Source organism: Streptomyces odonnellii, assembly GCF_000981895.1.
Classification (GTDB): domain Bacteria; phylum Actinomycetota; class Actinomycetes; order Streptomycetales; family Streptomycetaceae; genus Streptomyces; species Streptomyces odonnellii.
Map to the genome: position 1 here is coordinate 1 of NZ_LATD01000416.1, position 11,116 is coordinate 11,116.

The 11,116-nt window shown below is 69.3% G+C and carries 9 protein-coding genes; 3 read left to right on the forward strand and 6 right to left on the reverse strand.

From position 1 onward, the window contains the following. Positions 1 to 1,204: MMPL family transporter (locus WH07_RS31540; RefSeq protein ID WP_046507720.1), on the reverse strand; the 1,204-nt coding region annotated here is incomplete at its 3' end. Between the two features lie 143 nt (positions 1,205 to 1,347). On the opposite strand from WH07_RS31540, the gene WH07_RS31545 reads away from it, so the two are divergent. Together WH07_RS31545 and WH07_RS31550 are read left to right on the forward strand one after the other, a co-directional pair. After that, positions 1,348 to 1,986: a TetR/AcrR family transcriptional regulator gene (locus WH07_RS31545; RefSeq protein ID WP_046507723.1), complete on the forward strand. Its 639-nt coding sequence runs from the start codon at positions 1,348 to 1,350 to the stop codon at positions 1,984 to 1,986. A 109-nt stretch (positions 1,987 to 2,095) separates the two neighbouring features. Beyond that, positions 2,096 to 2,407 carry a heavy-metal-associated domain-containing protein gene (locus tag WH07_RS31550; protein WP_046507725.1) on the forward strand — a complete coding sequence of 104 codons (312 nt, stop codon included), beginning with the start codon at positions 2,096 to 2,098 and terminating at the stop codon, positions 2,405 to 2,407. A gap of 508 nt (positions 2,408 to 2,915) precedes the next feature. On the opposite strand, the gene WH07_RS31555 is transcribed toward WH07_RS31550, so the two are convergent. The 5 genes from WH07_RS31555 to WH07_RS31575 all read right to left on the reverse strand — a co-directional run bounded on the left by WH07_RS31555 (position 2,916) and on the right by WH07_RS31575 (position 10,018). Further along, positions 2,916 to 4,214: a citrate synthase gene (locus WH07_RS31555; protein ID WP_046507727.1), complete on the reverse strand. Its 1,299-nt coding sequence runs from the start codon at positions 4,212 to 4,214 to the stop codon at positions 2,916 to 2,918. Positions 4,215 to 4,347: 133 nt separating this feature from the next. Then, positions 4,348 to 6,591: an SF1B family DNA helicase RecD2 gene (gene recD2 / locus WH07_RS31560; protein ID WP_046507730.1), complete on the reverse strand. Its 2,244-nt coding sequence runs from the start codon at positions 6,589 to 6,591 to the stop codon at positions 4,348 to 4,350. Between the two features lie 237 nt (positions 6,592 to 6,828). Continuing rightward, complete coding sequence (locus tag WH07_RS31565) at positions 6,829 to 7,671, reverse strand: sugar phosphate isomerase/epimerase family protein (RefSeq protein ID WP_046507733.1); 843 nt, start codon at positions 7,669 to 7,671, stop codon at positions 6,829 to 6,831. After that, the gene (locus WH07_RS31570; RefSeq protein WP_046507736.1) at positions 7,668 to 8,870 is read right to left on the reverse strand and encodes a dihydrodipicolinate synthase family protein; all 1,203 of its coding nucleotides are present in this window, start codon (positions 8,868 to 8,870) and stop codon (positions 7,668 to 7,670) included. Before WH07_RS31570 ends, WH07_RS31565 begins: the two co-directional genes overlap by 4 nt. Beyond that, complete coding sequence (locus WH07_RS31575; RefSeq protein ID WP_046507739.1) at positions 8,867 to 10,018, reverse strand: Gfo/Idh/MocA family protein; 1,152 nt, start codon at positions 10,016 to 10,018, stop codon at positions 8,867 to 8,869. The genes WH07_RS31570 and WH07_RS31575 overlap by 4 nt, the downstream gene beginning before the upstream one ends. A 139-nt stretch (positions 10,019 to 10,157) precedes the next feature. On the opposite strand from WH07_RS31575, the gene WH07_RS31580 reads away from it, so the two are divergent. Then, a partial coding sequence (locus WH07_RS31580; protein ID WP_046507741.1) for a LacI family DNA-binding transcriptional regulator occupies positions 10,158 to 11,116 on the forward strand: 959 nt, incomplete at its 3' end.

The following is an 11,116-nucleotide window of genomic DNA, read 5'->3' on the forward strand; positions in this document are numbered from 1 at the left end:
CGAACTGGGCTCCCAGGAACGGGAGTCCGGGCAGCACCAGCCCGGCCGTCGTGGCGATCGCGAACAGCGGCGCCCTCCGCATCACCAGCGCCGCCGACAGGCCGCACCCGGCCCCCTCCGCCCGGGCGGAGGGACGCCGGCCCCGGCGCACCAGCCGCCGCAGATCCAGGGAGTTGACTCGGTGCCCCAGCAGTATCAGCGCGGCCGGCAGCAGTATCAGCGCGGCTGCCGCGGCCAGCACCACCACCGCTATCCCGGCATAGGCGAAGGAACGGAGGAAGTACTGCGGGAAGACCAGCATCGCGGCCAGCGACACCGCGACGGTCAGCGCCGAGAACAGCACCGTGCGCCCCGCGGTGCGCAGTGTGGCGCTCACGGCATCGCGCACCTCGGCGCCTTCGGCCAACTCCTCACGGAACCGGCGGACGATGAACAGCGCATAGTCGATGGCCAGTCCGAGCCCGAGAGCCGTGGTGAGGTTCTGCGCGAAGACCGAGACATCGGTGAACTCGGTGATGCCGCGCAGCACCGCGTTCGTCCCCAGGATGGCGACGATGCCGACGCCGAGCGGCAGCAGCGCGGCGACCGCGCTGCCGAACACCATCACCAGCAGCACCAGCGTGACCGGCAGGGCGATCAGCTCGGCCCTCATCAGGTCTTCCTGGATGATGCTCTGCATCTCGTGCCGCACGGCGACGGGCCCGCCGACCGAGACCTCCAACGGCCCGTGCTTGCCGCGGAATTCGGGGGCTATCCGGTCCAGGATCCCTGCGGCGGTCTTCTCGTCGCCCTCGATCCGGGCCGCGATCAGCGCCTCCCGCCCGTCCTCGGCGCGCAGCGCGGGCGCGCCCGTACCCCAGTAGGAGCCGACGCCGGTGATGCCCTTCTCGGCCGCCAGCCGGTCGGTGAGCCGCTTCGCCTCGGCTGCCACGGCGGGATCGTCCACGCCCCGGCTGCCGCTGTCGACCAGGAGCAGCAGATTCGGCTCGGAGGCGGGGAACTCCCGCTCCAGCGCCTTGGTCGCATAGGTCGACTCGGCGTCCGGGTCCTCCCATCCACCGCTGCCCATCCGGTCGGCGACCCCGCTCCCGGCGAACACCGCCAGGGCCGTGATCACCAGCGCGACCAGCAGGGAGAGCCTGGGCCGCGCGGTGACGAACCGGGTCCAGCCCCCGACACGAGGGCCGGTGTTGACTTCGGACATGGTGCGGTGTCCCCTTCACCGTGACCCGTGGCACGGGTCAGCCATTGCCATAGACTGGCAAACACGAGTCATCGCTCGCATTAATCAAGAATGCGAGCGACCACTCGCGTTTGTCAACTGATCCAGGAAAGCCGGGGATATCCATGCCGGAGCCGAAGAGCGACGCCACGGAGGCGGGGAAACCACGCCGGCGGCAGGCCCGCGGCGAGCGCCGCATCGCCCAGCTCCTCGAAGCCGCGGCCCACGTCTTCTGCACCACCGGCTACGCCGCGGCGAGCACCAACTCCATCGCCCGGGAGGCCGGCGTCTCCCCGGGCACGCTGTACCAGTTCTTCCCGAACAAGGAGGCCATCGCGGTCGAGCTGGGCGACCAGCTCCTGGCCCGCTGGCGCGCGTCGTACGGGCAGGCATTCGTCCCCGCCCATTTCGAACTGCCCCTGGACCAGCTCCTGGACGCCGTTCTCGACCCGCTGATCCAGTTCAACTACGAGAATCCGGCCTTCTCCGCGCTGATGCACGGCCCCGACATTCCCGGCCGTATCGCCCGGGACCACGACGCCCTGCACTCCTCGATGCTCACCCGGGTCGAGGAGATACTGGCCGGCTATCTCCCCGCGGCACCGGAGCCCGACATCACCCGCATCGCACAGACGACCTTCGTCATCTTCAAGTCCGGCCTGGATCTGGTCCTCGCCGCGGAGCCGGACCAGCGGGAGGCCTACACCGCGGAGCTGAAGACGGTTCTCTTCCGCTACCTGGAACCGCTGGTCGGAGACCGCTGACGGAGCGCCGGTGAATGGCACGGGGCAGGCGTTCACCTTCATACCCCCTAGGGGTATGATTCATCGGCGCGACCGTCGGCATCCCCGAAAACCCGATAAGGAGAACGCCATGACCACCGAGGCGAAGACCGAGCCCGCCGGAACCACCGGCTCCTGCTGCTCGCCCACCGGCTCCTGCCACGACGGCGGGCCCGCCGACCGGACCGGCGGGATCACCACGGTCTACCAGGTGACGGGCATGACCTGCGGCCACTGCGAGGGCGCCGTCTCCAGCGAGATCTCCGGGATCGAGGGTGTCGTCTCCGTAGCGGCGTCGGCCACCACCGGACAGGTGACTGTGGTATCCAGGACCCCGCTCGACGAGGACGCCGTCCGCACCGCCGTCGACGAGGCGGGGTACGAACTGGCCGGTCAAGCCTGAATTCCGCCCTTCAGGACGCCCAACGCCCCGGCTCCTCAGGGGTTACGAAATCTTTGCATCGATGGTCCTTCACATGAGCCACAGGACCTTCACAAAGAGATCTAGATCACATAGATTGAGGGGTAACCATCCGGGGGGCTCGCGAGTCTAAGAGGACAATGCCAGAGAACGTCTTGGGGGACGTTCGAAGGGATGTCAGAGATGTCTTGGGGGACATCTAGGACAAGCGATTGACCGGGGCACGTGCATTGGGGAGCTTTGAGCGGCCCTCCCGTACGTACCCCGGTCAGACCGCGCGAGCAAGCCGCTGCTGGTTACGGCAGACGCCCGGCCCGGATCCCGTGGGGGGAATCCGCTCCGGGGATATGGAAAGCGCCCCGCTCGCCGACCCGTGGGGGGATCGGCAGCGGGGCGCTTTTCGCTCCGTACGCATGGCGCGAGGCGCTCCGTACCGGCCGTACGACAGGTGCCGTACGGCGCGGGACGGCCGCGTCAGCGGGTTTCGACGTCAGCGGGCCTCGACCGGGACGAAGTCACGCAGGACCTCGCCGGTGTAGATCTGGCGCGGACGGCCGATGCGCGAGCCCGGCTCCTTGATCATCTCGTGCCACTGGGCGATCCAGCCGGGCAGGCGGCCGAGCGCGAACAGCACGGTGAACATCTCGGTCGGGAAGCCCATGGCCCGGTAGATCAGACCGGTGTAGAAGTCCACGTTCGGGTAGAGCTTGCGGGAGACGAAGTAGTCGTCGGCCAGCGCGTGCTCTTCGAGCTTGAGCGCGATGTCGAGGAGTTCGTCGGACTTGCCGAGCGCCGAGAGGACATCGTGCGCCGCCGCCTTGATGATCTTCGCCCGGGGGTCGAAGTTCTTGTAGACGCGGTGCCCGAAGCCCATGAGCTTCACGCCGTCTTCCCGGTTCTTGACCTTGCGGATGAAGCTGTCGACATCGCCGCCGGAGGCCTGGATGCCTTCGAGCATCTCCAGCACCGACTGGTTGGCGCCGCCGTGCAGCGGGCCCCACAGGGCGCTGATGCCGGCCGAGATCGAGGCGAACATGTTCGCCTGCGAGGAACCGACGAGGCGCACGGTGGAGGTCGAACAGTTCTGCTCGTGGTCCGCGTGCAGGATCAGCAGCTTGTCGAGCGCCGAGACCACCACCGGGTCCGGCACATACTCCTGGGCCGGGACCGAGAAGGTCATCCGCAGGAAGTTCTCGACGTACCCGAGGTCATTGCGCGGGTAGACGAAGGGATGGCCGATCGACTTCTTGTACGCGTACGCGGCGATGGTCGGCAGCTTGGCGAGCAGCCGGATCGTGGAGAGGTGGCGCTGCTTGTCGTCGAACGGGTTGTGGCTGTCCTGGTAGAACGTGGACAGCGCGCTGACCACGGAGGACAGCATCGCCATGGGGTGGGCGTCGCGCGGGAATCCGTCGTAGAAGCGCTTGACGTCCTCGTGCAGCAGCGTGTGCTGCGTGACCTCGTTCTTGAACGCGGCGAGCTCGTCGACCGTCGGCAGTTCGCCGTTGATCAGCAGATACGCCACCTCGACGAAGCTGGACCGCTCGGCGAGCTGCTCGATGGGATAGCCGCGGTAGCGGAGGATGCCCTGTTCGCCGTCGAGGTAGGTGATGGCGGACTTGTAGGCTGCGGTATTGCCGTAGCCGCTGTCCAGGGTGACCAGGCCGGTCTGGGACCGGAGCTTCCCGATGTCGAAGCCTTCGTCGCCGACGGTGCTGTTGATCACCGGGTAGGTGTACTCGCCGTCGCCGTACCGCAGTACTACCGCGTTGTCGCGTTTCTCGCTCACGTCATCCCTCACCGACGTAGTGCCTCTTCTTCGAGGTGCCCTGACTGTCTCTACCATCCCCCATTTGGCTCAGGAGAGTGCACTCGGGGTCGGCCATTCGGCCTTTTGGCGGCACTCAGTGCCGCCGGGGTGCTCATCCTGCCCCCTTCGCCCTGGTTGTGGAAGTCCCCATGAGGGTCCCCGCGAGCCGGTGGTCGAGCGCGGTGAAGCGTCTGCCTGCCGAGACCGTCCGTACCGCCTGCCCTATGGCCTTGCGGGAACCGACCAGCACCACCAGCTTCTTGGCGCGTGTGACGGCCGTATAGAGCAGATTGCGCTGGAGCATCATCCAGGCACCAGTGGTGACCGGGATGACCACGGCCGGATACTCGCTGCCCTGCGAGCGGTGGATCGTGACGGCGTACGCGTGCGCCAGCTCGTCCAGTTCGTCGAAGTCGTACGGCACCTCCTCGTCCTCGTCCGTCAGCACCGTCAGGCGCTGATCGTCCAGGTTGAGCGAGGTGACCACGCCAACGGTGCCGTTGAAGACCCCGTTCTCCCCCTTCTCATAATTGTTGCGAATCTGGGTGACTTTGTCGCCGACACGGAAGACCCGGCCGCCCACCCGCTTCTCGGGCAGATCCGGTCTAGCGGGGGTGATGGCCTGCTGGAGCAGACCGTTGAGCGCGCCCGCGCCGGCCGGGCCCCGGTGCATCGGCGCCAGGACCTGGACATCGCGCCGGGGATCGAGCCCGAACTTGGCGGGAATACGGCGGGCCGCGACATCGACCGTGACCCGGCCCGCGTCCTCCGTCTCGTCCTCGACGAAGAGAAAGAAGTCCGAGAGGCCCTGGGTGATGGGCTGCACCCCGGAATTGATGCGGTGGGCATTGGTGACGACACCGGACTGCTGGGCCTGCCGGAAGATCCGGGTCAGCCGGACCTTCGGCACCGGACCGCCCTCGGCCAGCAGATCCCGCAGGACCTCGCCCGCCCCGACCGAGGGGAGCTGGTCCACATCCCCGACCAGCAGCAGATGCGCGCCCGGCGCCACCGCCTTGACCAGCTTGTTGGCCAGCAGCAGATCGAGCATCGAGGCCTCGTCGACCACCACCAGATCGGCGTCGAGCGGCCGGTCCCGGTCATACGCCGCGTCCCCGCCCGGCTTCAGCTCCAGCAGCCGGTGCACCGTGGACGCCTCGGCGCCGGTCAGCTCCGCGAGCCGCTTGGCCGCCCGCCCGGTGGGCGCCGCCAGCACCACCTTGGCCTTCTTGGCCCGCGCCAGCTCGACGATCGAGCGGACCGTGAAGGACTTGCCGCAGCCGGGACCGCCCGTCAGGACGGCGACCTTCTCGGTGAGCGCCAGCCGGACCGCCTGCCGCTGCTCGGGGGCCAGCTCCGCGCCCGTACGGCCCGCCAGCCACGTCAGCGCCTTCTCCCAGGCCACGTCGCGGAAGGCCGGCATCCGGTCCTCTCCGGTGCGCAGCAGCCGCAGCAACTGGGCGGACAGGGACAGCTCCGCGCGGTGGAACGGGACCAGATAGACCGCGGTGACCGGCTCGCCGCCGTCCGGTCCCGGCACCGTCTCCCGTACGACCCCCTCGTCCTCCCCCGCCAGCTCGGCCAGGCACTCGATGACCAGCCCCGTGTCGACGGCGAGCAGCTTCACCGCGTCCGAGATGAGCTGCTCCTCGGGCAGGAAGCAGTGCCCCTGCTCGGTCGACTGGGACAGGGCGTACTGCAGGCCCGCCTTGACCCTCTCAGGGCTGTCGTGCGGAATGCCCACGGCCTGGGCGATCCGGTCGGCGGTGAGGAAGCCGATGCCCCAGACATCGGCCGCCAAGCGATACGGCTCGTTCCTGACGACCGAGATGGAGGCGTCCCCGTACTTCTTGTAGATGCGGACGGCGATGGAGGTGGAGACTCCGACGCCCTGCAGAAAGACCATCACCTCCTTGATGGCCTTCTGCTCCTCCCAGGCCGCGGCGATCCGCTTCGTACGCTTCGGACCGAGGCCCGGCACCTCGATCAGCTTCTTGGGCTCCTGCTCGATGATGTCGAGGGTGTCGAGGCCGAAGTGCTCGACTATCCGGTCGGCGAACACCGGGCCGATGCCCTTGATCAGACCGGAGCCCAGATAGCGGCGGATGCCCTGGATGGTGGCCGGCAGGATCGTTGTGTAGTTGTCCACCGTGAACTGCTTGCCGTACTGCGGGTGCGAGGCCCAGCGGCCCTCCATGCGCAGGGACTCGCCCGGCTGCGCGCCGAGCAGCGCGCCGACCACGGTGAGCAGATCGCCGCCGCGGCCCGTGTCGACGCGCGCGACCGTGTAGCCGTTCTCCTCATTGGCGTAGGTGATCCGCTCAAGAACGGCTTCGAGCACCGCTGGACTGGACATGCCCCGACGCTACCGCCCGGCTCCGACATCACCGCGGGCCTGTGGACAACTCCGGCCCGCGCCAGTGGTTCCTGGAATCACCGGGACTACAAGGGGCCCGGTCCGATTGACCGGGCCCCGCGCGCTCCCCCTGTCATCAGGGCCTTCCGATCCCCCCGGATCCCTTCCCCCGAAGGCCCTGATGACGAGTACGACTCATGTCACCCGGAAAGGGTTGCACGGTTTCGCAGAGTGATTTCAGCGCACGTGCCGGACGTACCGGTCGATGACCTCCGCGAGCACCTCCACGCCGTCCCGAGCCCACAGTCCGTCGTTGAACAGCTCCACCTCGGCCGGGCCCGCGTAGCCCGCCGCGTCGACCCGTTCCCGCCAGGCGCGCAGGTCGATCGCGCCGTCCCCGAGCTGGCCGCGCCCGTTCAGCACCCCTGCGGGGAGCGGGGTCGTCCAGTCGGCGAGCTGGAAGGAGAAGATCCGGTCGGCGGCCCGGGCGACAGCCGCGGGGGCCCGGTCGTCCCACCAGATGTGGTACGTGTCCACGACCACCCCGACCTGGTCGGCCGGGAAGCGTTCTGCCAGTTCGAGGGCCTGGTCGAGGGTGGAGACCACACAGCGGTCGGCCGCGAACATCGGATGCAGGGGCTCGATCGCGAGCCGGACGCCCCGCTCCGCCGCGTACGGCGCCAGCTCGGCCAGCGCGTCGGCGATCCGTTCCCGTGCCGCGCACAGGTCACGGCTGTCCTCCGGAAGCCCGCCGCAGACCATGACAAGGGTGTCCGTGCGCAGGGCTGCCGCCTCGTCGATCGCGGCGCGGTTGTCGGCGAGCGCCTGGGCGCGCCGGGCCGGTTCGGTCGCGGTGAGGAAGCCGCCCCGGCAGAGCGTGGTGACGGTGAGCCCGGCGTCCTGTACGAGCCTGGCGGCGGCCTCGACTCCGTACGCCCTGACCGGTTCACGCCACAGGCCGACAGCGGGCACACCGAGGCGTACGCACGCTTCGGTCAGTTCGGGAAGTGTGAGTTGTTTGACCGTCATCTGGTTGACGCTGAAGCGGGTCAGGGCGCTCTCGCCCGACAAGCCGGTCATTGGTGTACTCCGTACACGTACAGCAGCGATTTCATCCGGGCCTCGGCCAGTGCCGGATCGGGGAACAGCCCGAGTCCGTCGGCCAGTTCGTAGGCGCGCGCGAGATGCGGCAGTGACCGGGCCGACTGGAGGCCGCCGACCATGGCGAAGTGGCTCTGGTGGCCGGCCAGCCAAGCCAGCAGAACCACGCCCGTCTTGTAGAAGCGGGTAGGTGTCCGGAACAGATGGCGGGCCAGCTCGACAGTGGGGTCCAGAAGCTCTCTGAAGCCCTTCGTGTCGCCCGTGTCGAGGGCGCGGACGGCTTGCGCGGCCAGTGGCCCCAGCGGGTCGAAGATGCCGAGGAGGGCATGGCTGAAGCCCTGTTCGTCGCCCTCGATCAGCTCCGGGTAGTGGAAGTCGTCGCCCGTGTAGCAGCGCACGCCCTCCGGAAGGCGGCGGCGCAGCTCGATCTCGCGGCCGGCGTCCAGCAGGGAGATCTTCACCCCGTCGACCTTGTCGGGGTGTTCGGCGACGACCTGGAGGAAGGTCTCCGTGGCCGCGTCGAGGTCCGGGCTGCCCCAGTAGCCCTCCAGAGCGGGGTCGAACATCGGGCCGAGCCAGTGCAGTACGACCGGTCCTGCGGCCTGCCTCAAAAGAGGGGCGTACACACCGAGATAGTCATCGGGGGTCCGCGCGGCCGCCGCAAGGGCCCGTGAGGCCATCAGGATGGCCTGAGCGCCGCTCTCCTCGACGAGCGCGAGCTGTTCCTCGTACGCCCTGCGTACGGCGTCCAGGGGGGCGGTTCCCGGCGGCAGTTGATCGGTGCCCGCCCCGCAGGCGATCCGGCCGCCGGCCGCCTTCGCCTCGGCGGCGGAGCGGCGGATCAGCTCGGCGGCGCCCGCCCAGTCCAGGCCCATGCCGCGCTGCGCGGTGTCCATGGCCTCGGCGACCGCCAGTCCGTGCGACCACAAGTGGCGGCGGAACGCGAGCGTGGCGTCCCAGTCGACGGCGGCGGGCGCTCCGGGGGCGGTGTCGGCGTACGGGTCGGCGACGACATGAGCCGCGGCGAAGACCGTACGGGACGCGAGCGGCGCCCGTCCGCCTAGTGCGCCTCCTACTGAAGCCCGTCCGGCGGCGAAGGACGCGTTGAAGGAGGCGGGCTCCTGGCGTGGTGTGTACGGACGGGTTCCGCCGTCGGCGGAGGGCAGGAGCAGGGTCACAGCGTCAACTCCGGTACGTCCAGACGGCATCCCTCTGCCGACGACCGCAGCCCGAGTTCGGCGAGCTGCACACCTCGCGCGCCCGCGAGGAGGTCCCAGTGGTAGGGCTCGTCGAGCGCGACATGGCGCAGGAAGAGCTCCCACTGTGCCTTGAAGCCGTTCTCGAACTCGGTGTTGTCCGGGACTTCCTGCCACTGCTCCCGGAAGGGCTCCGTGACGGGCAGATCAGGGTTCCAGACCGGCTTGGGGGTGGTGCTCCGGTGCTGGACACGGCAGCGGCGCAGACCCGCCACGGCCGAGCCGTGGGTGCCGTCGACCTGGAACTCGACCAGTTCGTCGCGGTTGACCCGGACCGTCCAGGAGGAGTTGATCTGCGCGACCGCGCCGCCGTCCAGCTCGAAGATCCCGTACGCCGCGTCGTCCGCGGTCGCGGCGTACGGCTTGCCCTGCTCGTCCCAGCGCTGCGGAAGGTGTGTGGTGATGTGCGCCTGGACGCTGGTGACCCGGCCGAACAGTTCGTGCAGGACGTACTCCCAGTGCGGGAACATGTCGACGGTGATGCCGCCGCCGTCCTCGGCGCGGTAGTTCCAGGAGGGTCGCTGCGCCTGCTGCCAGTCGCCCTCGAACACCCAGTAGCCGAACTCGCCGCGCACGGACAGGACCTCACCGAAGAAGCCCCCGTCGACCAGGCGCTTCAGCTTGAGCAGCCCCGGCAGGAAGATCTTGTCCTGGACGACGCCGTGCTTGATTCCGGCGGTCCTGGCGAGCCGGGCGAGTTCAAGGGCGTCGTCGAGGCCGGTCGCGGTGGGCTTCTCCGCGTAGAGGTGCTTGCCCGCGGCGATCGCCTTCTTGAGGGCTTCGACGCGGGCGGAGGTGACCTGGGCGTCGAAGTAGATGTCGACCGTGGGGTCGGCCAGCACGGTGTCGAGGTCGGTGGACCACTCGGTGAGTCCGTGCCGTTCCGCGATCTCCTTGAGGGCGTGTTCACGGCGGCCGACAAGGACGGGTTCCGGCCACAGCACATCGCCGTCGCCGAGGTCGAGTCCGCCCTGCTCGCGGATCGCGAGGACGGAACGGATCAGATGCTGCCGGTATCCCATGCGCCCCGTGACGCCGTTCATGGCGATCCGCACTGTCCTGCGTGTCACGAAGTTCCCTCCATACCACCGTAGCAAGCGCTTTCTATGAAGTAGAAAGCTAGCCTGCGACAGCGGCCGGTACAAGAGCCCGCCCCGATCTCCCGCGCAGGCCTTCGGAGATCACCCTCGTACCCCTCGGAGGAAGCAGATGACAGTCACCCTGGCGGATGTGGCGGCCCGCGCCCGGGTGTCGCCCGCCACCGTCTCCCGTGTACTGAACGGCAACTACCCGGTGGCCGCCGCCACTCGGGAGCGTGTGCTGCGGGCGGTGGACGAGCTGGACTACGTGCTGAACGGGCCCGCCAGTTCGCTTGCCGCCGCGACGTCCGACCTGGTGGGCATCCTGGTGAACGACATCGCCGACCCGTTCTTCGGGATCATGGCCGGGGCCGCCCAGACCGAGATCGGCGGCCAGGAAGGGACCGGCAGGGCGGGTGGCGAGAAACTCGCGATCGTCTGCAACACGGGCGGCTCACCCGAGCGCGAGCTGACCTATCTGACCCTGCTCCAGCGCCAGCGGGCCGCGGCCGTCATCCTGACCGGCGGGGCTCTCGAAGACCCGCGGCACACCGCCGCGATGACCTCGAAGCTGGCCAGACTCGCGGACGCCGGGACGCGCGTGGTGCTGTGCGGGCGCCCGCCGCTGGCGGACAGCGACGCGATCGTGGCGGCGCTGGCCTTCGACAACCGGGGCGGCGGACGGCGGCTGACGGAACATCTGCTGGCGCTGGGGCACCGGAAGATCGGCTATGTCGCGGGGCCCCTGGAACGTACGACGACTCGGCACCGGCTGGAGGGGCACTGGGCGGCGATGGCGGCGGCGGGGCCGGCCGGGGGATGGCCGGCCGGCGGGACGGACGAGGAGCGCGAGCGGCTGACGGTGCACGGTCCGTACACCCGGCGCTCGGGATACGAGGCGACGCTGGAACTGCTGCGCCGCGCGCCGGATCTGACGGCCGTGGTCGCCGCCAATGACACGGTGGCGCTGGGGGCGTGCGCGGCGGTGCGCGAGCAAGGGCTGCGCATTCCGCAGGACGTATCGGTGGCGGGCTTCGACGACCTGCCGTTCGCGGTGGACGCGGTGCCCGCGCTGACGACCGTACGGCT

Excerpts from the sequence above, each read along its gene's own strand:
- WH07_RS31545 (WP_046507723.1), top strand. The coding sequence starts at position 1,348 with ATGCCGGAGCCGAAGAGCGACGCCACGGAGGCGGGGAAACCACGCCGG.
- recD2 (WP_046507730.1), bottom strand. The coding sequence starts at position 6,591 with ATGTCCAGTCCAGCGGTGCTCGAAGCCGTTCTTGAGCGGATCACCTAC.
- WH07_RS31550 (WP_046507725.1), top strand. The coding sequence starts at position 2,096 with ATGACCACCGAGGCGAAGACCGAGCCCGCCGGAACCACCGGCTCCTGC.
- WH07_RS31565 (WP_046507733.1), bottom strand. The coding sequence starts at position 7,671 with ATGACCGGCTTGTCGGGCGAGAGCGCCCTGACCCGCTTCAGCGTCAAC.